The sequence below is a fragment of the Microbacterium sp. ARD32 genome, assembly GCF_031844385.1.
Classification (GTDB): Bacteria; Actinomycetota; Actinomycetes; order Actinomycetales; family Microbacteriaceae; genus Microbacterium.
This window is the reverse complement of sequence record NZ_JAUZVD010000002.1, coordinates 569,994-594,318: the sequence shown is the minus strand read 5'-3', so window position 1 is coordinate 594,318 and position 24,325 is coordinate 569,994. Positions and strand designations below refer to the sequence as shown.

Here is a 24,325-nt window from a genome sequence, read left to right as displayed (position 1 = left end):
CCTTGGCGCGGCAGAGCCCGTCTATGTGGCGCATTCCGCCCCTATTCCTCCGGATTCAGGGCCATTCGCGCCACATAGACGGGCCTTTTGGAGTCACAGCGCGCGGATGATGTCCTCCACCCGTTCCTTGGCGTCGCCGAACAGCATCTGGGCGTTCTCGCGGAAGAACAGCGGGTTCTGCACGCCCGCGTAGCCCGCGGCCATCGAGCGCTTGAACACGATCACGTTCTCGGCCTCCCACACCTTCAGCACCGGCATCCCTGCGATCGGACTGCCCGGATCCTCGGCGGCGGCGGGGTTCACCGTGTCGTTCGCGCCGATCACCAGCACGACCGCGGTCGACGCGAAGTCGTCGTTGATCTCGTCCATGCCCAGCACGACGTCGTAGGGCACCTTCGCCTCGGCCAGCAGCACGTTCATGTGCCCGGGCAGGCGCCCGGCCACCGGATGGATGCCGAACCGCACCTCGACACCGCGCTCGCGCAGCCGAGCGACCAGGTCGGCGACCGGATACTGCGCCTGCGCCACAGCCATGCCGTAGCCGGGGGTGATGATCACGTTCGCGGCACGGGAGAGCAGCGAAGCCACAGCATCCGCCGTCGTCTCCCGGTACTCCCCCAGCTCTTCATCGCCTGACGCGGATGCCACGATGCCGAACCCGCCGGCGATCACCGACAGGAACGACCGGTTCATCGCCTTGCACATGATGTACGACAGGTACGCACCCGAAGACCCCACCAGCGCACCCGTGACGATCAGCAGGTCGTTGTTCAGCAGGAAGCCGGCCGCAGCGGCCGCCCAGCCGGAGTAGCTGTTGAGCATCGAGACGACCACGGGCATGTCACCGCCGCCGATCGACGCGACCAGGTGCCAGCCGAGCGCGAGGGACAGCAGCGTGACCGCGATCAGCAGCCAGAGCCGCTGATCCATCACGAACCAGACCGTGAGCGCCAGGAACAGCACCAGTGCACCGATGTTCAGCACGTTCCTGCCCGGCAGCATGAGCGGTCGGGAGGAGATCTTCGCGGACAGCTTCAGGTACGCGACGATCGAGCCGGTGAAGGTCACGCCGCCGATGAAGATGCCGACGAACACCTCGGCGTTGTGGATGCCGACGAGCTCGCTCGCGATGGGCGCGTGCGCCAGGTGGCCGTTCCAGCCCACCAGCACGGCGGCGAGCCCGACGAAGCTGTGCAGCATGGCGATCAGTTCGGGCATCTCGGTCATCTGCACGACCTTGGCGCGCCACAGGCCGATGGCCGCGCCGATCAGCACGCCGACGCCCATCAGCGTGAGGCCGAGAGCGGAGCCTGCTCCGCCCCAGGCATCCGCGACGGTCAGCGCCAGCGTCGACAGCAGCGCGATGATCATGCCGGCGATGCCGTAGATCACCCCCGCACGCGCGGAGTCGTGGCGACTGAGGCCTGCCAGGCTCAGGATGAACAGCAGAGCGGCGATGATGTACGCGGCCCCCGCGATGGCGTCGACGCTCACTTGGCCGATCCCTTCGGCGGCCCTCCGAGAGTGAACATCCTGAGCATCCGCCGGGTCACGGCGAAGCCGCCGAAGATGTTGATGCCGGCGACCAGCACGGCGACCGCGGCGATCACCTGCACGACGGGATTCGCGTCGGTGATCTGCAGCATGGCGCCCACGATGATCACGCCCGAGATGGCGTTGGTGACCGACATGAGCGGCGTGTGCAGGGCGTGTTGCACCTTGCCGATCACGTAGAAGCCGATCACCACCGAGAGCATCAGCACGGTGAAGTGCTCGGGCAGCGGCGTCGGCGCGAAGACGTTCACCAGGAACAGCGCGGCCACACCTGCCACGATCAGGGCGACCTTTCTGCCGACGGGCGTCTTCTTGGCTTCCGACGCCGCTCCCGGTGCTCTCCGGGTCTCCGAGCCTGTCGAAGGGTCCGGTGTCGCCGCCACCTGCACGGGCGGCGGCGGCCAGGTGACCTCGCCGTCGCGCACCGCTGTGACCGCGCGCTGCACGACGTCGTCGAAGTCGAGGGCGAGCGCACCGTCCTTGTTCGGGGTGAGCAGGGCGACCAGGTTGGCGGCGTTGGTGCCGTAGAGCTGGGATGCCTGTGCGGACAGTCGCGAGGCGAGATCGGTGTAGCCCAGGATGATCACGCCGTTGTCGGTGACGGTCCGCTCCCCCGCGACCGACCCCTCGACGTTGCCGCCCTGGCCTGCGGCCATGTCGACGATCACGCTGCCGGGCTTCATCAGGGCGACATCGGATGCCGTGATCAGTCGCGGTGCCGCGCGTCCCGGGATCAGCGCGGTGGTGATGATGATGTCCACGTCGGCGGCCTGCTCGGTGTAGATCTCGGCGGCCCGGCGGTCGTAGTCGGCGCTGGTGGCCTTCGCATAGCCGTCGGTGGACTTCTCGACATCGACGTCGACCGGCAGGTACTCGCCGCCGACCGAGGCGACCTGGTCGGCTACCTCCGCACGAGGGTCTGTGGCGCGCACGATGGCACCCAGCCTGGCCGCTGCACCGATCGCCGCCAGGCCGGCCACCCCCGCGCCGGCGATGAGCACCTTCGCGGGCGGCACGTTGCCGGCGGCCGTGGCCTGACCGGTGAAGAACCGGCCGAACTCGTGGGCGGCCTCCACCACCGCACGGTAGCCCGCGATGTTCGCCATCGAAGTGAGCACGTCCATGGACTGCGCACGAGAGATGCGCGGCACGGCATCCAGTGCCAGCGCGGTCACGCCGCGCGCGGCGAGCGCGTCGAGCAGTTCGGGGCGCAGCGCCGGAGCCAGCAGCCCCGCCAATGCCGCTCCCCTCTCGAGGAGACCGATCTCGGCATCCGTCGGCGGGTTCACCTTCAGCACGACGGCGCTGCCCCAGGCATCCGCCCGGCTGACGATCCGTGCGCCGGCCTTCCGGTACTCCTCGTCCGAGTACGACGAGCGGGCGCCGGCGCCCTGCTCGACGGCGACCTCGTAGCCGAGCCTCAGCAGAGTCTGCACCGTGGTCGGCGTCGCGGCGACCCGTGCCTCGTCCGGCCCCTCCTGCACGATTCCGATCTGCGTCATCGCGATCCTTCCGTCCGGCGTCCGTGCCGGTTCACGTTTCGCCCAGACTACTGACCGAGTCCGACGCCGCCCCAGCCGTCCTCACTGTGCGGCCGCTCAAGTTCTCCGCTTCTTTCGAGTGGGGAAAGACGGACGCTGTGCGCACGTCCGTCGAGACCCCCTCTGAATGTCGAAACCCCCTCTGGATCACGCGGATCAGAGGGGGTTTCGGCAACGCGAGGGGGTATCGACGGCGGGTCAGCGCCCGGACACCTGCCCGAACAGCTTCGCGATCGGGGCGAGGATCAGCGGGCGCGCGGCGAACCACGCTGCGACGATCACGGCGACGGCGAGCACGAACACCCCGAACCCGGTCCAGTTCGCGGCATACTCGGCGCCGTCGACAGAGCCCTGTGCGGCGAACATGTGGTTCAGGTTGCGCAGCGCACCGGTGAGGAAGACGAGCGCGACGTGCACGATGATGAACACCACGAAGTAGAGCATGATCGGGAAGTGCAGCGCGCGCGCCCACTCGACCGGGTAGGCCTTCGACAGCTTCTCGGCGTTCTTGGGCCACAGGCCCGACATCCGGAAGCCCGTGATCGCGGCCAGCGGCGCGGCGATGAACACCGTCGCGAAGTAGGCCAGCTGCTGGAGGCTGTTGTAGTTCACCCAGCCGTTGTCGGTGGGCCAGTCGAAGGAGAGGTACTGCAGTCCCGCGGAGAGCGCGTTGGGGAAGACCTCCCAACTGGTGGGCACGAGGCGCAGCCAATGCCCGGTGACGAACAGCAGAATCACGAAGACCACGCCGTTGATCATCCACAGGATGTCGAGCGACTGGTGGAACCACAGGGTCAGGCTGATCTTGCCCTTCGCGTTGCGGCGCGGCGTCCAGAACGCGGTGGGCCGCTTCTCGGTGCGCACCCGCAGTCCGGAGCGGATGATGAGCACCATCAGGAACATGTTGAAGAAGTGCTGCCAGCCCACCCACGGCGCGAAGCCGGGCGCGACATCAACGTGGTACTCCCCTGGGTACGTGGTCAGGAAGTCCTGCATGAACGGGATGCTGAGGAACGCGCGCACCAGGAACACGCCCGCGACAGCGACCAGACCCAGAGCCGCCAGACCCAGCAGCCCGCCGATGGCCTGCGGCCAGGTCGGCTTGCGCCGAGCGGGTTGGTCGTCGGATGCCGCGATGCGGCGCGGAGCTGTGCCCGCCCACACCGTGCGCGTGTACGGCAGCGGCGTCGACACGTCGGGCTGCGCGGATGCCACGGCGACGGCGCCCTGCACGGAAGCGGCAGCCCGGGTCGCTGAGCCCTCACCCCGGGTCGCTGAGCCCTCACCCTGGGTGGCTGAGCCCTCACCCTGGGTCACTGAGCCCGTCGAAGCGGCGCCCGCCTCGGCGATGCGCGCCACACCCGCAGGCGGCCACGGGTCGCCACCGGGCGCACGCGGCAGACCACGGCGCAGCGCAGTGCCGTCCGCGGTGACTGCGGCTGCGGCCGGCGGAGCATCGGACGCCGCAGACGGCGCGGCACCAGACGCGACGACGGGCGCGCTCTCCCCGGCCACTGCATCGGATGCTGCCGGCGGCACGGACTCCTCAGGCGAAGCCGTCGTGCTCTCGACGACGTTCCCCGCGCTCGACGCGGACGCGGGTGCTGCGGCGGATGCCGGCGGCCACGGCTCACCACCGGCCACACGCGGAAGTCCGCGACGCAGTGAGGCAGCGGGCGCGCTCGCGTTCAGCGTCGAAGGAGAGCCGGACGCCGGTTCTGCAGCAGCCTGGGCCGCGGCAGCCTCGGGGGCAGCATCCACAGCCACCGACGCGGCAGCCACCGACGCGGCAGGCGCCGACGCGGCGACGGCACCGGAACCCGCCGGCTGCACGGCCTCCTCGCTCAGGAGCCGGTCCTCGGCACCCGATGCGGCATCGACGGCTTCGACCGCACTCGCGGGAGGCCAGGCCTCGCCGCCCTTCACCCGCGGCAGGCCGCGGCGGATCCCGCCTCGCGGCGCTCGCTCACTCACCGTGCGGCCCTACTTCTTCCGCGCTTCGATCGCTTCGATCAGCTGCGGGACGATGGTGAACACGTCGCCGACGATGCCGAAGTCGGCCACGTCGAAGATCGGCGCCTCGCCGTCCTTGTTGATCGCGACGATCGTCTTCGCGGTCTGCATGCCGGCCCGGTGCTGGATGGCACCCGAGATGCCGAGGGCGATGTACAGCTGCGGCGAGACCGAGACGCCGGTCTGCCCCACCTGATGCGCGTACGGGATGTACCCGGCATCCACCGCGGCGCGCGATGCGCCGACGGCCGCGCCCAGAGCATCCGCCAGCTGCTCGACGAGCACGAACTGCTCCTTCGAGCCGAGACCGCGCCCCCCGGAGACGACCTTCGCGGCACCGCGCAGCTCGGGGCGGGAGGACGTCTTCTCCTCGGCGACGACATCGCCGGCGGTCGCGGCGACGGCACCGGATGCCGTGACCTCGAGCTCTTCGACCGTGGGCGTCGCCGCCTCGGCGCGCTCATCGACGGCACCCTGACGCACGGTGACGACCGGAGAGCCGAAGGTGGGAGCGGAGTCGGTGAGGAAGGAGCCGCCGTAGACGGAGTGATGCGCGAGCACCCCCTCCTCGTCACGGGAGACTCCGACGGCATCCACCGACAGCGCGAGCCTCTCCCGAACGGCCAGTCGTCCCGCGACGTCGCGACCGCTGATCGAGTTGGAGACGAGCACGGCATCCGGCCGCACCCGGCGGTACGCCGCCTGCAGCGCGTCGACAATAGGCACGGTCAGCGCGGTCGCATCGCCGGCCGCGGTGAGCACCACCTGCGCGCCGGCCGCGGCCGCGGCATCCGTCGCCTCCTGGCCGCCGCCGACGATCAGCGCGACGGGCGCACCGATCGTGGATGCGGCGCCGATCAGAGCCGCGGTGCTGCTCGCGGCACCGCCCGCGGCATCGACGTCGACGAGGACGAGGATCGACTTCTCGGGGTACGCCATGGTCACACCAGCCTGTTCTGCGCGAGGAACTCGACGAGCTGCGCGGCAGCATCGCCCTCGTCGACGATCTTGATGCCGGCAGCGCGCGGCGGCTTCTCCGAGACCGTCGTCATGATCGTGTGAGGCGCGTCGGCCGGATCGGCGGAGACGCCCAGATCGGCGAGCGAGAGCACCTCGAGCGGCTTCTTCTTCGCGGCCATGATGCCCTTGAAGTTGGGGAAACGAGCATCCGGCAGCGCCTCGGTGATCGAGATGACGGCCGGGAGCGCCGCCGTGACCGGCTGGGTGCCGTCGTCGCCGTTGCGCGTGCCGGTGATCTCGCTCTCGGCGATCTCGACGGCGCTCAGCGCGGTGGCCTGCGCGAAGCCGAGGTGCTCGGCGAGCATCGCGGGGATCACGCCGCCCGAGCCGTCGGTGGACAGGTTGCCGGTGATCACCAGGTCGGGCTCACCGCGACGGATCGCCGCAGCAAGGGTCTCGGCGGTGAGGGTCAGGTCGGCGCCCCGCAGCTGGTCGTCGACGACGTGGACGGCCGATGCCGCGCCGATCGCCAGCGCGCGGCGGACGGATGCCGTGGCCGACTCGGGCGACATCGACAGCGCGACGACCTCGGTGCCGGCGTTCTTGTCCGCGTAGGAGAGCGCGACCTCGAGGGCGCGCTCGGTGATCTCGTCCAGGACGACGTCGCCCGCAGCACGGTCCGCCAATCCCGTCTCGAGATCGAGCTTGCGGTCGCCGTAGGTGTCGGGCACTTCCTTCACCAGGACATAGATCTTCATCGAGCCTCCTCGCGCCTGTGTCGATTGTAGTCGGGCGGCTCTCGCCGCACAGGTGCCGTGCGTGAAATCGAATATCAGTATTCATGGTACTGAGTGCCGTTGCGGAATGCATCCCGGGCAGCGCCTGCGACTAACGTAGGGGCATGGCCCGCCCCCGCCCCCTGTCGATCGATCCGCTCGCCGAAGCCAAGAGGCAGTGGCTGGCACACGGCTGGGACGACGCCGCCGACGGCATGGCCGTGGTCACCTCGGTGATGCGGGCGCAGCAGCTGCTGCTGGCGCGCGTCGAGTCGACGCTCAAGCCGTTCGGCGTGACTTTCGCCCGCTATGAAGTGCTGCGCCTGCTGGCGTTCAGCCGCTCGGGCACGCTCCCGCTCTCGAGCGTCGTCGCACGGCTGCAGGTGCACGCCACCAGCGTCACCAGCACGGCCGAGCGGCTGGTGCGCGACGGCCTCGTGCGGCGCGAGCCGCATCCGCACGACGGCCGCGCCGCCCTTCTCACCCTCACCGACATCGGCCGGGACCTGGTCGAACGCGCGACGCGCGCGCTGAACACCGAGGTGTTCAGCAACCCCGGCATCGACGCCGACGACGCGAACGCGCTGGTCGGCATCGTCGCGCGGCTGCGCAAGAACGCCGGTGACTTCACCGACCCGCGCCCTGTTCCCGACCCGCTCTGATCGCGATTCGTCCCCGGAGCACGAACGGGAGGGCGTGCTGTTCTGCGGCCGGGACGTTAGGCTGGCGCGCATGGCAGAGCTGAGACTGCATACCGTCCTCCAGCCGATGGGGCCGGCGGGCGCGATCGTGCTCGACGACGATCAGGTCGCGCAACTGAGCACCGCGAAGGCCTTCCCGGTCGTCGTGACCATCGGTGAGCGCACCGCCCGACTGCGCCTGGCGCGCATGGGCGGCAAGAACCTGATCGGATTCAGCAAGGCGGTGCGCGCTGAGATGGCCGTGGAGCTGGGTGATGAGCTCGACGTCGTGATCACAGCCGACGTCGCCGAGCGCACGGTCGAGATCCCGGATGCCCTGGCTGCCGCCCTGTCATCCGACCCCGCCGCGAGGGCGACGTTCGATGCGCTCTCGTACTCCCGTCGCAAGGAGATCGCACGCTCGATCGCGGACGCGAAGCAGGATGCCACCCGCGAGCGCCGTCTCGCCAAGGCGCTCGACGAGCTGGGCGGCTAGCCACGAAACACCCGTCTATGTGGCGCGAACCGCCCGAAATTCGCGAAGATCAGGGCGCTTCGCGCCACATAGACGGGTTTGGGTCAGTCGCCGTCGTACACGTAGTGATCGAAGCGCGCGGGAACGTTCATCCGCTGCCAGGCGAGCTCCTCGTCGCGACGCGAGCGGTCACCGGGGAACGCCTTCGCCGTGTAGCGCGGCACCTGCCGGGCGTGACCGGCCATGTGCGCGACGGCAGCGGCCTGCCCGCACACCCGCGCGGCGGCGAGCGCCGAAGGATCATCCGCCTCACGCGCGGCCGCATGGCAGGCGAAGGCCTTCTCGCGCACCTCGTCGATGCTCAGCTCGCCGCGCAAGAAGGCGCGCGCGGCATCCAGGGCCTCCCGGGGCCGGGCGTCGTCGGGACGCTCCTGAAGGAACAGCGGCAGCATCCGCTCTGCGCAGGCGATGGTCCACTCCACGAGCTCTCGCCGATCCTGCACCGACAGGGTCAGATCGCCGTCGTCGGGCAGCACGTCAGCCACGGCGCTCATCGATGCTCGAAGTGAGGGGGGCGCTTCTCACGGAACGCGGCCATCCCCTCCTTCTGGTCGGCCGTGTCGAACAGCGCGGCGAACTGCGCCTTCTCGACGGCGAGACCCTCGGTGAGGGGCGTCTCCATGGCCGCATCCAGCGTCGCCTTCGCCGCGTACAGCGACGGCAGCGACTTCGCCGCGATGGTCTCGGCCAGCGCGGTCGCCGCATCGAGCAGCTCGGATGCCGGCACCACCCGCGAGACGAGGCCGATGCGCTCGGCCTCGTCTGCCTTCACAAGCCGCCCCGACAGCACGATCTCGGCCGCCTTGTAGTAGCCCACCGCGCGGATGAGGCGCTGTGTGCCGCCCATCCCGGGAATCACGCCCAGGTTCACCTCGGGCTGCCCGAAGGCCGCGGTGTCGGCGGCGAGGATGATGTCGCACATCATCGCCAGCTCGCATCCGCCGCCCAGGGCGTAGCCGGCCACGGCGGCGATGACGGGCGTGCGGACGTCGGCGAAGCGCGTCCACGCGCCGAAGTGGTCGGTCTCGAGCATCTCGGATGCCGTCTTCGACTCCATCTCCTTGATGTCGGCTCCCGCGGCGAACGCCTTCTCGGAGCCGGTCACGACGATCGCGCCGACGCCGTCGTCCGCGTCGAAGGCGGATGCCGCATCAGCGACCTCCTCGGACACCGTGCTGTTCAGGGCGTTGAGCGCCTGCGGTCTGTTGAGGGTGATCCAGCCCACCCGTCCTCGCTGTTCGACGAGGATCGTCTCGTACTCGGCCATGTCTCACTCCCTCCGCCGCGGCGCTGCGGCTTCTCCAAGTATTCCAGGTCGCGTCGCTCGGGTTCCTGCTCGCGGGTCCGGATTCGCTCCATCGCGCGCAGCGAGGCCCCACATCGGGCCCCGCGAAGCAAACGTGCTCAGACCGTACCGGCGCGGATGTCGGTGATGATGCCGGAGAAGTCGCGGCCCGCACCCTCGCCGTCGGCGAACGCGGCGTAGAGCTGCTGGGCGAGGCGGCCCATCCGGGCATCCGTCGACGTCTGCTCGATCGCCTGCAGCGCCAGCCCCAGATCCTTCGCCATCAGCGCGCCGGCGAAGCCGGGCTGGTAGTCGCGGTTCGCCGGGCTGGTGGACACCGGTCCGGGGACCGGGCAGTTGGTGGTCAGGGCCCAGCACTGACCGGATGCCTGCGACACGACGTCGTACATGGCCTGGTGCTCCAGCCCCAGTCGCTCGCCGAGCACGAAGGCCTCGGCGACGGCGATCTGCGAGATGCCCAGGATCATGTTGTTGCACACCTTCGCGGCCTGACCGAGCCCCGGCCCGCCGCAGTGCACGATGCGCTTGCCCATGATCTCCAGCAGCGGACGGGCGGCGGCGAAGTCGTCGTCCGAACCGCCGACCATGAACGCCAGCGTGCCGCCCTCGGCCCCCACCACGCCACCCGAGACCGGCGCGTCGACGTTGCGATGGCCGGCGTCGATCGCCAGCTGGTGCGCTGTCCGCGCCTCGTCGACGGCGATGGTCGACGACTCGATGAACAGCGTGCCGGGCTTGGCCGCGGCCAGCAGCTCATCCTGATAGGCGGCGATCACGTGCTTCCCAGCGGGGAACATGGTGATGACCGCGTCGGCTTCGGCCACGGCATCCGCTCCGCTGGAGGCGACCGGGATGCCGGCGGCCTTCGCCGCCTCGACGGCGGCCGGCACGAGGTCGTAGCCGTGCACCTCGTGACCGGCCTTCACCAGGTTCACCGCCATCGGCAGGCCCATGTGGCCCAGGCCCAGGAAGGCGATCACGCTCTTGGACGACGCGGCGGTCATGATGCGCTCCGCATCTGGTGGGAACCTGCGGGGCGCAGCATCTCGCGTCCGACGATGAGTCGCATGATCTCGTTCGTCCCTTCCAGGATCTGGTGCACGCGCAGATCGCGCACGACCTTCTCGATCCCGTAGTCCTGAAGGTACCCGTAGCCGCCGTGCAGCTGAAGGGCCCTGTTGGCGACGTCGAACCCGGCATCCGTGGCGAAGCGCTTGGCCATGGCGCAGCGCATGGTGGCATCCGGCGCCTTCTCGTCGACGGCGCGCGCGCCGTCCTGCACCATCAGCCGCGCGGCCTGCAGCTCGGTGCGCATGTCGGCGATCGTGAACAGGATCGACTGCTTCTCGGCCAGCGGCTCGCCGAACGCGACCCGCTCGTGCACGTACTGCACGGCCTTCTCCAGTGCCCAGGCGGCCCCGCCCAGGGAGCAGGCGGCGATGTTCAGTCGCCCGCCGTTGAGCGCCGACATCGCGATGCCGAAGCCCTTGCCCTCCTCGCCGAGCATGGCGGATGCCGGCACCCGCACCCCGTCGAAGATGACCTGCCGGGTGGGCTGGGCGTGCCAGCCCATCTTCTTCTCCGGCGCGCCGAAGCTGAGCCCGTCGGCATCGCCCGGCACGAGGAACGCGCTGATGCCGCGCGCGCCCGAGCCCGCGCCGCCGGTGCGCGCCATGACCACGTAGACGCCGGCCTCGCCCGCGCCCGAGATGAACTGCTTCACGCCGGTGAGCAGGTAGTCGTCGCCGTCGCGGACGGCGCTGGTGGCGATGTTCGCGGCATCCGACCCGGCTCCCGGCTCGGTCAGGCAGTAGCCGCCGAACTGCTCCATGGCCGTCAGCGCCGGAAGCCACTGGCCGCGCTGCGCGTCGGTGCCGTAGGTGTCGATCATCCACGCGACCATGTTGTGGATGGAGATGTATGACGCGACGGCCGGGTCGCCCTTGGCGAGCTCCTCGAAGATGGCGACGGTGTCGACGCGGGCCAGGCCGGTGCCGCCGAACTCCTCGCGCACGTAGATGCCGCCCAGGCCCAGCTCGCCGGCCCGGTTCAGAGACTCGCGCGGGAAGATGTGCTTCTCGTCCCACTCAGCCGCGTACGGCGCCAGCTCGGTCTCGGAGAAGTCGCGCACCGCACCGAGGATCGCCTCGCGCTCCTCGGCGGAGACGGTGGTGATCGCGGGGTCGATCATGGTCATCAGTGTCCCTCTCCGGTCGTCGCGGGCATCACGAAGCTCGCGCCCTCGCGGATGCCGGAGGGCCAGCGGCTGGTGACCGTCTTGGTCTTGGTGTAGAACCGGAACCCGTCGGCGCCGTGCTGGTTCAGGTCGCCGAAGCCCGAGGCCTTCCAGCCGCCGAAGGTGAAGGACGCGATCGGCACGGGGATGGGGATGTTCACGCCGACCATGCCCACGTTCACCCGGGCCGCGAAGTCGCGGGCCGTGTCGCCGTCGCGGGTGAAGATGCCGACGCCGTTGCCATAGGGGTTGTCGGATGCCAGGGCCAGCGCCTCTTCGTAGTCGGCGGCGCGCACCACCGAGAGCACCGGGCCGAAGATCTCCTCGCGGTAGATCGACATGTCGGTGGTGACGTGGTCGAACAGGGTGGGGCCGAGGTAGTAGCCGCCCTCGTGGCCCGCGACTACCAGTCCGCGTCCGTCGGCGACGAGGTCGGCTCCGGCATCCACTCCCTCCTGGATCAGTCCCTCCACGCGCGCCTTCGCCGCGGCCGAGACCAGGGGCCCGTAGTCCACGCCGTCCTGCATTCCCGGACCCACCCTCAGCTCGCCCAGGCGCTCGGTGAGCTTGGCGACCAGGGCATCCGCGGTCTCCGCCCCGACCGGAACCGCGACCGAGATCGCCATGCAGCGCTCGCCCGCCGAGCCGAAGCCGGCGCCGATCAGCGCGTCGGCGGCCTGATCGAGGTCGGCGTCCGGCATCACGATGAGGTGGTTCTTGGCGCCGCCGAAGCACTGCGCGCGCTTGCCGTTGGCCGCCGCGGTGGCGTAGATGTACTCGGCGATCGGCGTGGATCCGACGAAGCCGACGGCCTGGATGCGCGGGTCGGTGAGGATGGTGTCCACCGCCTCCTTGTCGCCGTGGACGACGTTGAGGATGCCGGCCGGCAGGCCCGCCTCGAGGAACAGCTCGGCGAGGCGCACGGGCACGGAGGGGTCGCGCTCGGAGGGCTTGAGCACGAAGGCGTTGCCGCTGGCGATCGCCGGCCCGGCCTTCCACAGCGGGATCATCGCGGGGAAGTTGAAGGGCGTGATGCCCGCGACCACGCCGAGGGGCTGACGCATCGAGTACACGTCGATGCCGGACCCGGCCTCGGTGGAGTACTCGCCCTTGAGGATGTGCGGGGCGCCGATGCAGAACTCGATCACGTCGAGCCCGCGCATGACGTCGCCCTTGGCATCGTCGAAGGTCTTGCCGTGCTCGCTGGAGAGCAGCCGCGCCAGCTCGTCCATGTTCTGGTGGACCAGGTCGACGAAGCGCATCAGCACGCGGGCGCGCTTCTGCGGACTGGTCGCCGCCCAGGCGGGCTGCGCGTCCGCGGCGTTCTCGATGACCGCGCGCACCTCATCGGCCGTCGCCAGCGGCACGCGGGCCTGCACCTGCCCCGTGCTCGGGTCGAACACGTCGGCGACGCGGCCGCCGGTGGGCTCGAGCTGCTTTCCGCCTACGAAATGGGGGATGTAACGGGTCATTGTGTGACACTCCTCTGGGCCGTCTTTGGCACAGTGACCATGGTAGTCGGCCTACAGGGTATTTACTAGGGGGCCCTAATATCGCTCGGCGAGTCAGAGATAGTCATCCGGGTGCAGCTGACGCACGCCGCGACCGTAGAGGGTGAACTGCGCGCGGAGCGGGATGCCGAGGTCTGCCGCCTGCTCGGCCATCGCCCGCGCCCAGGCCCGGTCGGCCTTGCGTACGGCGTCCCGGCCGGGATGCTCCCACACCAGCACGATCCCGGTGTTGCCGGTCATCTTCAGCAGTGAACCCATCCGGTGTATGAGCAGGTGCGACTCCGTGACCTCGCCGAGGTCATCGACGCGCACGGTCGCGAGGGGGTCGCTGGGGTAGTCGGCCATCGGCATCAGCGGATCCCCCAGGCATCCGCGCTCGTCGATGAACAGCAGCCACAGCTGCCGCTGATTCGCGCGCTGCAGCAGAAGCTGGATCAGATCGCGCAGCTGGTCGTCGGTGTGCAGGACCCGGTCCCGCAGAGATTCTTCGGTGTTCATGCCGACCACCATGGCGCGGATCGGCATGTCGCGGAGGCGGAATCCGCCGGTTGTGGATGGATTTCACCGAATCCCGAATTGTGGAGGAGGAATGAGAGCAGCATCCCCGCAGATCGTTCTCCGCCCGTTCACCGTCCGGTCACCTCAGCCGCGTAGAAATATCCCTGCGCGGCCTGGCGGCCTGACCGGATAAGGGTGCCGACCATTCCCGCGCCGCGGTGAGCAGCGCTCCCGCCGCGGTCGCAGACCGCGAGACCCCCGCCGAATCGGGTCGGCAGGGGTCTCTCCTTCTCCCCGGCCGTTCGAATCGCGAAAGTTGCTGCATCCGGACCGGGAATGCAGCAACTTGAGCTATTCGAAACGCGAGTAGCTTGTGGATAACGAGAACGCCACCGCCTCGCGACCTGTCAAGGTGAACGGATGGGACGACGGCAGATACTACCCGATCCGCTCGGCGACGGGTTCACCGTGGCGGAAGCCCGGCGATACGGTGTCAGCCATGCGCGGATGCGCGGATGCGCGGATGCGACCTCCTCACTCCATTCCACGGCATGCGCATCGTCGGGTCCACGGTCGACGAGCCCGACCCCGTCGATGACCCTTACCTGCGTCAGCGTCGCGCCCGCGTCACGCGGGCTCGGCTGTACGCCCCGCGCCTTCGCCTTCATCCGGGGCACTTCTTCAGTCACCACACCGCAGCATCGATCTGGGGAGCACCGCCGCCGCTCGAGTTCACCGCCGATCACGAGATCGCCGAACCGGAGATGCTGCTGCTGCATGTCAGCGCCTCCGGCCACCTACCGTTCCCGCGGGCTCGCGGGAACGTTGGACACCGCACCCTCTCGAGCCTGACGTCGATCTGCGAGCACGACGATCTGCGCGTGACCTCACCGGCCGCCACCTGGGTCTCACTCGGCCGTCTGCGGGTGCACGATCTCGTCGTGCTGGGCGACTACTTCTGCCGCCACTGGCGTGCAGGTGCCGGAGGAAGCACGTCGGGAGGGCGCCGCTGGCAACCCTCGACCAACTGACTGGGGCGCTGAACGCCGGACGGCGATTCGGCGCAGCGAGGCTCCGTGAAGCGCTGACCCTGATCCGCGAAGACAGCTGGTCACCACGCGAATCGCTCGTGCGCGTCATTCTCGTGACGGCCGGTCTGCCGGAGCCCGAGCTGAACATCGATGTCTTCGATGATCGGGGCCGCTTCCTCGGCTGCGCCGACATGGTGTATCCGGAGGCAAGGGTGATCGTCGAGTATCACGGGATGCCCCACGGCCCGCAGTGGGCCCAGGATGTGGAGCGCATCGGCGCATTCCGGGCGGCCGGATGGGACGTGATCGACGTGACATCGCCGCTGGTGAATCGCCCGGAGGAGCTGGTGAAGCGTGTCAGACGCGCGTTGCACAGTTAGCCCGGCAGTTCGAATCGCTCAGGTTGCTGCATCCGGACCGCGAATACAGCAACTTTCGCGATTCGAAACCGGGCAGGTCAGACCCGCTCCAGGATGAGCGCGTTGGCCATGCCGCCGCCCTCGCACATCGTCTGCAGTCCCAGGCGGCCGCCGGTGGCCTCGAGGTGGTCGAGCAGGGTGCCCAGCAGGCGCGTGCCGGAGGAGCCGAGGGCATGCCCGAGGGCGATCGCGCCGCCGCGGGGGTTCAGCCTGGCGGGGTCGGCGCCCAGCTCGGCGGCCCAGGCCAGCGGCACGGACGCGAAGGCCTCGTTCACCTCGTACGCGTCGAGGTCGTCGATGGTCAGCCCCGCGCGCTCGAGCACGCGGCGCGTGGCGGGGATGGGGCCGGTCAGCATCATCAGCGGGTCGTCTCCGATCACGTCGAACGCGCGGAATCGGGCGCGCGGTGTGAGCCCGAGCTGCTCTGCACGGTCAGCGCTCATCATCAGCGCCGCCGACGCGCCGTCGGTGAGCGGCGAGGAGTTGCCGGGCGTGATGCGCCAGTCGAGGTCCGGAAAGCGCGCGGCCATGGCATCCGTGCGGAAGGATGCCGGCAGCCCGGCCAGCCTCTCGGCCGTCGTCCCCTCGCGCACGGTCTCGTCCGTCACCGCCTCCGGCGCCTCGGGCACGGCCACCACCGTGCGGTCGAAGAAGCCCTCCTGCCAGGCGGCCGCCGCTCGGGCGTGGGACTCGGCGGCGAAGGCATCCAGCATCCCCCGGTGCAGCCCCCACCGCTGCGCGATCAGCTCGGCGCTCACGCCCTGGTTGACCAGTCCCTGCGGGTAGCGGGCGCTGAGCCGCGGAGACATCGGCGAACCGCCGGATGCCGAGGAGCCGAGCGGCACCCGGCTCATGGACTCCACTCCCCCGACGATCACGATGTCGTTCTCCCCGGCGGCGATGCCCGCGGCGGCGAAGTGGACGGCCTGCTGACTGGAGCCGCACTGCCGGTCGATCGTCGTGCCGGGGATGTGCTCGTCGAAGCCGGCCGCCAGCACCGCCTGCCGGGCGATGTTCATCGCCTGATCGCCGACCTGGCTCACGCAGCCCAGCATGACGTCGTCGATCTGCCCGGACTCCAGCCCGTTGCGCTCCAGGATGCCCTGCAGCATCCCCGCGGCGAGATCCACCGGGTGCACCCCCGACAGCGACCCTCCGGGCTTGCCGCGCCCCACCGGGGTGCGGACGACATCGACGATCACGGCTTCGCTGCTCATGAACCCATCATCACCCCTGGCGGGAAGAAGGATCGCCGACCTGCCAGGGCGGGCGGGTCGGCGATCCGGGGGTGAGGCCAGGGAATACCGGGGTGGGGACGGTGGCGCGTCAGCTGCGCGCCGCGATGTCGCGCGCGATGGACATCAGCGTCGGGTAGGACCCGCCGCCGGCGATCGCGACGTAGCCGCGGTGATCGTAGGAGTGCTCGGGCCGCTCCCGCTGCCCGACGGCCAGCGGAAGGTAGGTGCCGCCTGCCTGGGTGACGATCAGCTCGGCCGCGCTGATGTCCCACGGGTTCACGTTGAAACCCGCCGCGGCGTCCGCCCAGCCCGCCGCGACATGAGCCAGTGTCAGCGCCGCGCTGCCGGGGCGGCGCAAGGCGCGGAACGCCAGCACGAGCTCGGCGAAGTCCGTCAGTGCGACGCCGCCGTGGGCGGACAGCTGGCGCGCGTTCGGGTACCCCGTGATCAGCGTGGCCTCGGCCTCGGTCGGCGCCGCGACCGATCGCAGCACCTCACCGTTGAGCCAGGCACCGCCCAGATCCGCCGAGAACAGGTCGTCGGCCATCGGGTCGAGGATGGCCGCGGCGACCACCTCGCCCTCGACGGCGGCCGCGACCGACACGCACCAGAACGCGATTCCGTCGACGAAGTTGCTCGTGCCGTCGATCGGGTCGACGAACCAGGCGACGGAGCCGTCGCCGACGGCACCGCCCTCCTCGCCGAGCAGGCGTGAATCGGGCTCGTGCTCGAAGATGTAGGCGGAGATGGTCTTCTCGGCTTGCTTGTCGTGCACGGTGACGACGTCACGCGCGTCGCGCTTGTGATCCACGGACATCTCGCCGCGGAAGGCTGCACGCAGCTGCTTCTGCACCGACCGTGCTGCGCCCTCGGCGATGCCGCGCAGCCGCTGCGACTGCACCAGCGCCTCGGCGCCAACCGCGCGCCCGTCGATCGACGCGCTGGTCACGCCACCCGCTCCAGGGAGGAGACCAGCAGCTCGCGCAGGCCCCACGGATCGGCCACGATCGCGTCGGCGGTGACCGACAGCTCGTACGGCAGATCGTAGGTGCTGCGCGCCTCCATGAGGATGTTGCCGCCGACACCGGCGCGCACGCCGCAGAGCACGTCGCGGTCGAAGTTGTCGCCGACGTACCAGCAGGTCGCCGCCGTCTCGCCGATCGCGCGGGCGCCGAGGTGGATCATCTCGGGGTTGGGCTTGCGCACCCGGACCTCATCGCTGTAGATCTGCTCGGCGAAGCGCTCGGTCAGGCCGGTGCGCGTCAGGTAGTCGCGGTGCACCTGCCCCATCAGCGTGTTGCTCACGATCGCTACGGGGATGGACGCCTCGTCGGCGAGATCGAGGAACTCCACGAAGCCGTCGCGCGTGACGCGCTCCTGCTTCATCTCCCCCATCACGCGGCACAGCTCACGCGCGTTGTCGCGCACATGGTCGCGCGCGGCAGCGGGCCAATCGCCCGCCACGAATCCCTCCCAGAACTCCTCGTACTTCAGCTCGGCCGGGGCGAACGGACGCGACATGGCATCCTTCCAGCGCGAGTCGGCGCGCCCTCCGGCGCGGATGTCGTTCTCGATCACGGATTCGGTCAGCTCGGGGAACTCGAGCCCGGCCTCGGCCAGCTGCGCGTGCACGAACGCCGCCAGCCCGACCTGCCAGTCCTTGCGGTTGGCCGTCTCGACGATCACGCCGCCGAAATCCACCAGCAGACCGCGCGGCCTGATGAGTTTCGTCATTCTTCTTCTCCTCGGTGTGGGGTGGTAGTCAGGGTCGCGGGGGCGGGTCGCCCGCGTCGTAGCGCGCTGAGCAGCTCCGCATCACATCGGAGAGCGTCGGATAGTCTCCGCCAGCGCCGATCGCGTAGTAATCGGGCGAGGTGTGGAACGGCTCGCGATCCTCGCCGCGGCTGAGGCCCCGGATGGTGCCGCCGGCCTGCATCAGGATGAATCCGCCGGCGGAGATGTCCCAGGAGTTCGTGTAGAAGCCCATGGTGGCGTCGGCCCAGCCCGCAGCGACGTGCACGAGGTTCAGCGCCCCGCTGCCCAGGTTGCGCACGGCCTGGAACGACTCGACCAGTCTGGCCTGCGCCGCGTACGCGCTCTCGCCGAAGAGCCAGGTGTCCTTCGGGTTGGGAAAGCTCGAGATCAGGGTGGCGTCGATCTCCTCGGCCGCGGCACGGGAGGCCATCGGGGCATCGCCGAGCAGCGCGCCATCGGCATCCGCGCTGAACACATTGCCGGACACCGGGTCGTACACCACGCCCGCGACGACCCGTTCGTCGACGGCTGCGGCGATCGAGACGCACCAGTAGGCCAGGCCGCGCGCGAAGTTGGAGGTGCCGTCGATGGGGTCGATGTGCCACTGCAGCCGCCCCTCGCCGCTGACGCCGCCCTCCTCTCCGACGATCATCGAGTCGGGGTGCTCGTCCAGCAGCGTCGCCACGATGCTGCGCTCGGCTGCCTTGTCGTGCACGGTCACGATGTCGTGCGCATCGCGCTTGAAGTCGTGGTCCATCGGGGCGCGGAACGCCGCGCGCAGCTGGTCCCCGACACCGAGTGCGGCTCGCACGGCCGTTCGCCGCAGAGACCGGGAGTCCAGGGTGCTGCTGTCCGTCATCATCGTTCCGTTCGTCGTGAGGATGCCGGTGCGCGCAGCGTTGGATCCGCGCGCACCGGCCTGGGGATCAGGAGTGGTTGGCCGCTGTCCAGAAGTCGCTCCACTCGGGGAGCGAGGTGAAGTCCGAGTCGAGCATCTTGCGCTCGGCCACGTAGACCTCGTCCCAGTAGTCGAGGATGCCGGAGGGCTCGTCGGCGGCGGGGGGCACGTCGCTGTTGCCGGAGAACTTGCCGTCCGCCACCTGCGGGGCGATGCCCTCGGCGGTCATCGCGTAGTGCAGGAACAGCTTGGCCGCGTTCGGGCTCTTGGTGCCATTGGCGATGAGTCCGAGCTTGGTGTACCCGATGCCCGAGAACGGGGCGATGCCGGTGCACAGGCCCAGCTTGTAGCCGCTGTCCTCGTTGTCGCGGAACTTGGCCGTGCTCATCAGGCCCATGAAGCCCTCCTTCTGACCGGTGGCGCCGGCGGCCTCGGCCGCGTCGCTTCCGCTCTTGACGAGCAGCGGCTTGTTCTCGGCGAGGCGCTTGAGCCACTCGGCCGACGCGGTCTTCTCGTCGCTGGAGAACTTCTCGCCGTAGTAGTCCTCGTAGGCCTTCTTCATGTCGTCGTCGTGGTTGACCGACATCTCGTTGACCCAGTACAGGATCGCGGACTTGAGCGTCGGATCCTCCATGACCACGTGAGCGCTCCAGTCGTCATCGGTCAGGGCCCACAGGTTGTCGACCGGGCATCCGTCCGGGTAGAGCTCGGTGTTGTAGCCCCACACCAGCACGTCGGTGCTGACCACCAGCGGGTCCTGGAACTCGCTGTCGATCGAGTCGGCCAGATCGGGCGGGGTCCACGAGGTGGCGATGCCGCGATCGATCAGCTCGTGCTGGCCGGCAGGCGCGTCGGAGAGGATGAAGACGTCGGTCTGGATGTTGTTCGCCGACGCCTCACGGGTGGCGATCTCGGTCGCCTCCCCGGCCTTCTGCTTCACGCCGGTGGTCTTGATGCCGTACTTCTCCGTAAAGGCATCCGCCATGTCGGTGATCTTGCCCGTGCTGTCGGAGACGACCAGCGGCCCCTCCTTCTTCGCCGCGGCGATCAGCTTGTCCAGTGTGTAGCCGTCGTCGCTGATGCCCAGCTCGGCAGCATCCTTCTTCTCGTCGGTCTTCAGCCCGCCGGACGACGGCGCGCATGCCATGAGGCCCAGCGACAGCATCGACATCGTCGCCAGCGCGGCTGTGACGCGCAGCGACGGATTGTGAGTGAACTTCATCGTTCTCTTTCCTTCGTGTGGAGCCGGGCTGATCCCGGCGCTCGGGTACTTCGGATGAGCGCGCATGCGCGCAGTGGTCACGCCGCGATCAGGCGGCGTTCGGGCACCAGACGGGCGCCGTCCTGATCGAACAGGTTCAGGTGCTCGACGCTGACCCACAGGTACGCCTCGTCCCCCACCGTGAGCGCGGGCGAGAGGCTGGTGACGGAGAACATCTTCTCGCCGGCCACGTCCAGCTCGATGATCCAGCTGCCCCCGGTGGGGAGGATGCCGCTCACCTTTGCGCGCGCCTTGAAGGCGCCGTCGGGCACCTCCGCCGCGGCGGGCGCGATCTGGACGGATTCGGGGCGGATGCCCACGGAGCCGAGCGCGTGCATCTCGCCGAAGCGCTGACCGATGTACTGCATCGCCCACGTGGCCAGCCCACCGCTCTGCTCGCCGGCGAGCTCGATGATGTTGATCGGCGGGTTGCCGACGAACTCCGCGACGAACCGGTTGGCCGGCGTCTCGTAGATCTCGTCCGGGGTGCCGAGCTGCTGCAGCTCGCCCTCGCTCATCACCGCGATCTTGGTCGCCAGCGTCATGGCCTCCCACTGGTCGTGGGTGACGAAGACGATCGTGGTGTTGAACTCGGCGTGGATGCGCTTGAGCTCGGCGCGCATCTCGAGGCGCAGGCGCGCGTCGAGGTTGGACAGCGGCTCGTCCAGCAGCAGCACCTCGGGGTTGACGGCCAGCATGCGGGCCAGCGCGACGCGCTGCTGCTGTCCGCCGGAGAGCTCTGCGGGGTAGCGCTTGCGGTACTTCGAGATGCCGAGCTTATCCATCACCTCGGTCGTGCGCTTCTCGCGCTCGGCGCGCGGCACCTTGCGAAGGCGCAGGCCGAAGTCGACGTTGTTCTCGATCGACAGGTGCGGCCACAGCGCGTAGCTCTGGAACACCAGGCCGAGCTCGCGCTTCTCCGGCGGCACGTAGATGCTGTCGGGGACGGAGTCGACGACGCGCTCGCCGATGCGGATGCTGCCTCCGGTGGGGTGCTCCAGGCCGCTGATCATGCGCAGCGTGGTCGTCTTGCCGCAGCCCGAGGGACCGAGCAGGCACATGAACTCCCCGTCTCCGATCTCGAGATCGAGGTTCGCGACCGCGTTGGCCGAGCCCCCGCCGTAGTTCTTCTGAACGCCTTCCAGCGTGATGTTGGGCATTTCAGCCACCAAGCCCTTCTGCCAAGTTGCTCTTCGTGAGTTTCTGTCCGAGGAGTGTTCCGAAGAAGGCGATCGCCGCCACCATCAGAACCACTGCGTTCGCCGCCTGCTGATACCCGTAGTCGACCAGTTGCAGCGAGTAGGTCGTCAGCACGTTGGTGCCGGGGACGGCGAGGATCACCACCAGGCTCAGTCCCTTCACCCCCGAGATGAACGGGAGCAGCACGCCGGTCGCGAGCGACCCCTTCTGGATCGGGATGATGATGCTCGTCATCCGCTTCCACCAGCCCGCTCCGGAGACCTGCGCGGCCTCCTCGGGCTCCTTGCCCAGCTGCATCATCGCCGAGATGCCGGCCCGCGAGGCGTACGGCATCTGCTCGGCGATGAACGCGAGCACCAGGATCGCCGCGGTGCCATAGAGCGCCGGGATCGGGCCGCGCTGCACGGCGAACAGCGAGAGGTAGGAGACGGCGAAGGCGATGCCGGGGACGAGGTACGGGAAGAAGGTGATCTGCCGCAGCGCCCCGCCGACGAACTTCACAGGGGTCCGCACGACGATGTAGCCGACGAGCAGACCGAGGACGCCCGAGGTGATGGCCGCCAGTCCGACGATCCACAGCGTGTTCCACGCCGACGCCCAGAACTCGGGTGTGAGCAGGATGCCCTGTGACAGCGCCACCGTCTTCAGATCGTGGCCGATCCAGAAGTCCAGGGTGAAGTTGTCCCAGGTGAACACCCCCGGGAACCGCATCACGGTGGAGAGGAAGAGGGTCATCAGGGGCAGCACGACGCTGACCAGGAAGACCACGCCCGCGGCGATCGTCGCCGGCGTGCGCCAACGGCCGAGATCGGAGAGCCGGTTCATCGACCCCTTCGAGCCGACGGTCACGAATCGCTTTCCCTCGCGCACCAGCCGCGCGTCGACGAGCAGCGAGATCACTCCGATGAGGATGATCGCGCCGGCCAGCACGGCGGCGACCCCGGTCTGCCGCGAGGATATGTTGCGGTACAGCGAGGTGGAGAGCAGTTCGAACTGCACCGGCATGCCCAGCACGTAGGGGACGCCGAACTCACCCAGGCACTTCGCGAAGATGAGGATGATCGCCGAGATCAGCGACGGGCGCATCAGCGGCAGGATCACGCGCAGCGTGACGGTCGACCGCCGTGCACCGAGGATGCGGGCGGAGTCCTCCAGCTGGGAGTCGAAACGGCGCAGCGCGTTGCCGAACAGCAGGATCACGAACGGCGTGTAGTGCAGCGCCAGCACGATCATGATCGGCACGCGGCCGTAGGAGAGCCAGTCGGGCGGTTCGATGCCGATGGTCTCCAGCCACCCGGCCTGTCCGCCGATGCGGCGGTTCTTGAACAGGCTGGTCCACGCCAGCGCGAACGTCCACGCCGGCAGCATGTAAGGAACGATGAGGGCGGTGGCGAACCACTTGCGCCCCCACATGTTCGTCCGGCTCAGCAGCCACGCCATCGATCCGCCGATCAGCACCGCGACCACGATCGCGCCGAGGGCGATGGTGAGGGTGTTCGCGAGCGGCCGCCAGAAGATCGTGGCCGACAGCTGCGAGGCGAAGACGCGCTGGAAGTAGTAGGCGGTCAGCTCGCCGAAGTTCTGCCCGGCACGCGATTCGTCGCCGTACTGGACCATCACCGCGTCGCCCAGCATGCTGACGATCGGCACGACGATCAGGTAGGTGAACAGCGCCAGCGCGAGGACTCCGACGATGGTGGTGGGCTCGCGCAGCGCGACCTTCAGGCGGTAGAGGCCGCCTCCGGCGCGCCGGTCCTTGACAGGCGCGGGAGAAGAGCGATTCTCTCCGCCCTGCGCTCGTGGCCTTTCCAGAACTGTCCTGCTCATCTCGTCACAACCCGCCTTCGCGTGTGATTCGGTTCCATCGCACATCCTTATGCTCGGGAGACGGCTGACCCGCCGACTCTCCGACTGGCGCCTTGCAATTGTCAAGACAATAGCACAACTCTCCCGGATGGGGAACGTCGCCTCGCGGCGGCATCCGCTCAGAAGCAGTGGCCCCTTGAGTTCGCCGGCGCCCGGAGCTACTATGACACAATGTCTTTACATTCTCTCCTGGGCGAGATCCTCCCCCTCAGCGCTCCGAACGAGCTCGAGGTGGGGTTCCGCGTGCTCTTCAGTCTGCTGATGGGGGCGTGCGTGGGACTGGAGCGTCAGTGGCGTGCCGGACTGGCCGGCCTGCGCACCAACGCCCTCGTCTCCATCGGCGCCGCACTGTTCGTCGTGATGGGCGCGTACGGCTTCACGCCCGACGGCAGCGCCGACCCCACGCGCGTCGCCGCACAGGTCGTCTCCGGCATCGGCTTCCTGGGCGCGGGCGTGATGATCCGCGAGGGACTGAACATCCGCGGACTCAACACCGCGGCGACGCTGTGGTGCTCGGCGGCGATCGGATGCCTGGCCGGCACCGGCATGTATCTGATCGCCGCCCTCGGAACCGGCCTGATCGTGCTCGCGAACATCTTCCTGCGGCCACTGGGCCGGGTCGTGAACCGCCGGAGCGGCCGCACGATCCCGTCCGCGGCCAAGCCGCAGCTGGATCCGTCCCGGTTCGCCTTCGAGGTGATGACCAACGACAAGGCCGAGCCGCGCGTGCGGGCTCTGCTGCTGCAGACCCTCAGCCGCCCGGAGTACCACCTCACCTCGGTCACGACCTCGCACAACAAGCAGGGGCACGTCGCCCTGCTCGCCGAGCTGCAGTCCACCAAGCTGGATCCGGAACCGCTGGAACGCGCCGTCAGCAGGCTCACCCTCGACCCGAAGGTCACGTCGGCCCGCTGGTGGTCGAACGACGAGGACGAGCAGGACGACGAGGATGAGTTCTGACGCCGGATGCCGGTGCCTGCCCCCGCGTCTCCCGGGCGCCTCCCCAGCGCCACGGCGCCTCCCCGGCCCCTTTCCGAACCCCACACC

Annotated in this window: 23 protein-coding genes; 5 read left to right on the top strand and 18 right to left on the bottom strand. The window is 69.2% G+C overall.

Annotated elements, in window-relative coordinates; translation table 11 throughout:
* Nucleotides 1-93: 93 nt before the first annotated feature.
* The 5 genes from pntB to Q9R19_RS11010 form a co-directional block, all read right to left on the bottom strand.
* Entirely contained in the window at nt 94-1,494 is a 1,401-nt protein-coding gene (gene pntB, locus Q9R19_RS11030; protein ID WP_311256433.1) for a Re/Si-specific NAD(P)(+) transhydrogenase subunit beta, read from the bottom strand.
* A complete protein-coding gene (locus Q9R19_RS11025) occupies nt 1,491-3,056 on the bottom strand; it encodes a Re/Si-specific NAD(P)(+) transhydrogenase subunit alpha (protein ID WP_311256432.1) in 1,566 nt (521 codons plus the stop codon). Before Q9R19_RS11025 ends, pntB begins: the two co-directional genes overlap by 4 nt.
* 237 nt (nt 3,057-3,293) lie before the next feature.
* Nucleotides 3,294-5,069: a cytochrome b/b6 domain-containing protein gene (locus tag Q9R19_RS11020; protein ID WP_311256431.1), complete on the bottom strand. Its 1,776-nt coding sequence runs from the start codon at nt 5,067-5,069 to the stop codon at nt 3,294-3,296.
* 9 nt (nt 5,070-5,078) lie between these two features.
* Entirely contained in the window at nt 5,079-6,047 is a 969-nt protein-coding gene (locus Q9R19_RS11015; protein ID WP_311256430.1) for an electron transfer flavoprotein subunit alpha/FixB family protein, read from the bottom strand.
* 2 nt (nt 6,048-6,049) lie between these two features.
* Nucleotides 6,050-6,826, bottom strand: a complete 777-nt coding sequence (locus Q9R19_RS11010) for an electron transfer flavoprotein subunit beta/FixA family protein (protein WP_311256429.1) — start codon at nt 6,824-6,826, stop codon at nt 6,050-6,052.
* Nucleotides 6,827-6,969: 143 nt separating this feature from the next.
* Here Q9R19_RS11010 and Q9R19_RS11005 point away from each other — a divergent pair, with 143 nt between their 5' ends.
* Entirely contained in the window at nt 6,970-7,506 is a 537-nt protein-coding gene (locus Q9R19_RS11005) for a MarR family transcriptional regulator (protein WP_311256428.1), read from the top strand.
* A gap of 70 nt (nt 7,507-7,576) precedes the next feature.
* Complete coding sequence (locus Q9R19_RS11000) at nt 7,577-8,020, top strand: YdeI/OmpD-associated family protein (protein ID WP_311256427.1); 444 nt, start codon at nt 7,577-7,579, stop codon at nt 8,018-8,020.
* Nucleotides 8,021-8,103: 83 nt separating this feature from the next.
* Here the strand turns inward: Q9R19_RS11000 and Q9R19_RS10995 are convergent, their stop codons facing one another.
* The 6 genes from Q9R19_RS10995 to Q9R19_RS10970 all read right to left on the bottom strand — a co-directional run bounded on the left by Q9R19_RS10995 (nt 8,104) and on the right by Q9R19_RS10970 (nt 13,610).
* Nucleotides 8,104-8,553, bottom strand: a complete 450-nt coding sequence (locus Q9R19_RS10995; protein WP_311256426.1) for a putative immunity protein — start codon at nt 8,551-8,553, stop codon at nt 8,104-8,106.
* Nucleotides 8,550-9,326, bottom strand: coding sequence for an enoyl-CoA hydratase-related protein (locus tag Q9R19_RS10990; RefSeq protein ID WP_311256425.1), 777 nt, complete (start codon nt 9,324-9,326; stop codon nt 8,550-8,552). The genes Q9R19_RS10995 and Q9R19_RS10990 overlap by 4 nt, the downstream gene beginning before the upstream one ends.
* Nucleotides 9,327-9,463: 137 nt before the next feature.
* Entirely contained in the window at nt 9,464-10,369 is a 906-nt protein-coding gene (gene mmsB, locus Q9R19_RS10985; protein WP_311256424.1) for a 3-hydroxyisobutyrate dehydrogenase, read from the bottom strand.
* Nucleotides 10,366-11,562, bottom strand: coding sequence for an acyl-CoA dehydrogenase family protein (locus tag Q9R19_RS10980; protein ID WP_396653479.1), 1,197 nt, complete (start codon nt 11,560-11,562; stop codon nt 10,366-10,368). The genes mmsB and Q9R19_RS10980 overlap by 4 nt, the downstream gene beginning before the upstream one ends.
* Entirely contained in the window at nt 11,562-13,073 is a 1,512-nt protein-coding gene (locus Q9R19_RS10975) for a CoA-acylating methylmalonate-semialdehyde dehydrogenase (protein ID WP_311256423.1), read from the bottom strand. The genes Q9R19_RS10980 and Q9R19_RS10975 overlap by 1 nt, the downstream gene beginning before the upstream one ends.
* Before the next feature lie 93 nt (nt 13,074-13,166).
* The gene (locus Q9R19_RS10970; RefSeq protein WP_311256422.1) at nt 13,167-13,610 is read right to left on the bottom strand and encodes a hypothetical protein; all 444 of its coding nucleotides are present in this window, start codon (nt 13,608-13,610) and stop codon (nt 13,167-13,169) included.
* A gap of 551 nt (nt 13,611-14,161) precedes the next feature.
* Between Q9R19_RS10970 and Q9R19_RS10965 the strand changes: the two genes are divergently transcribed.
* Together Q9R19_RS10965 and Q9R19_RS10960 are read left to right on the top strand one after the other, a co-directional pair.
* Nucleotides 14,162-14,641 carry a hypothetical protein gene (locus Q9R19_RS10965; RefSeq protein WP_311256421.1) on the top strand — a complete coding sequence of 160 codons (480 nt, stop codon included), beginning with the start codon at nt 14,162-14,164 and terminating at the stop codon, nt 14,639-14,641.
* Nucleotides 14,642-14,739: 98 nt separating this feature from the next.
* Complete coding sequence (locus Q9R19_RS10960; RefSeq protein WP_311256420.1) at nt 14,740-15,021, top strand: hypothetical protein; 282 nt, start codon at nt 14,740-14,742, stop codon at nt 15,019-15,021.
* Between the two features lie 77 nt (nt 15,022-15,098).
* On the opposite strand, the gene Q9R19_RS10955 is transcribed toward Q9R19_RS10960, so the two are convergent.
* From Q9R19_RS10955 to Q9R19_RS10925, 7 genes are all read right to left on the bottom strand, one after another.
* A complete protein-coding gene (locus Q9R19_RS10955) occupies nt 15,099-16,277 on the bottom strand; it encodes a thiolase family protein (protein WP_311256419.1) in 1,179 nt (392 codons plus the stop codon).
* A gap of 109 nt (nt 16,278-16,386) precedes the next feature.
* The gene (locus Q9R19_RS10950; RefSeq protein WP_311256418.1) at nt 16,387-17,247 is read right to left on the bottom strand and encodes an inositol monophosphatase family protein; all 861 of its coding nucleotides are present in this window, start codon (nt 17,245-17,247) and stop codon (nt 16,387-16,389) included.
* Entirely contained in the window at nt 17,244-18,032 is a 789-nt protein-coding gene (locus Q9R19_RS10945) for an HAD family hydrolase (RefSeq protein WP_311256417.1), read from the bottom strand. The genes Q9R19_RS10950 and Q9R19_RS10945 overlap by 4 nt, the downstream gene beginning before the upstream one ends.
* Nucleotides 18,033-18,060: 28 nt before the next feature.
* On the bottom strand, nt 18,061-18,915 hold the full coding sequence (locus Q9R19_RS10940; RefSeq protein ID WP_311256416.1) for an inositol monophosphatase: 855 nt from the start codon (nt 18,913-18,915) through the stop codon (nt 18,061-18,063).
* Nucleotides 18,916-18,979: 64 nt separating this feature from the next.
* Complete coding sequence (locus Q9R19_RS10935; RefSeq protein WP_311256415.1) at nt 18,980-20,173, bottom strand: ABC transporter substrate-binding protein; 1,194 nt, start codon at nt 20,171-20,173, stop codon at nt 18,980-18,982.
* A 77-nt stretch (nt 20,174-20,250) separates the two neighbouring features.
* Nucleotides 20,251-21,372: an ABC transporter ATP-binding protein gene (locus tag Q9R19_RS10930; protein WP_311256540.1), complete on the bottom strand. Its 1,122-nt coding sequence runs from the start codon at nt 21,370-21,372 to the stop codon at nt 20,251-20,253.
* A gap of 1 nt (nt 21,373) precedes the next feature.
* Entirely contained in the window at nt 21,374-23,239 is a 1,866-nt protein-coding gene (locus tag Q9R19_RS10925) for an iron ABC transporter permease (protein WP_311256414.1), read from the bottom strand.
* Between the two features lie 210 nt (nt 23,240-23,449).
* Between Q9R19_RS10925 and Q9R19_RS10920 the strand changes: the two genes are divergently transcribed.
* Nucleotides 23,450-24,238, top strand: a complete 789-nt coding sequence (locus Q9R19_RS10920; RefSeq protein WP_311256413.1) for an MgtC/SapB family protein — start codon at nt 23,450-23,452, stop codon at nt 24,236-24,238.
* The last annotated feature ends 87 nt before the right edge of the window (nt 24,239-24,325 follow it).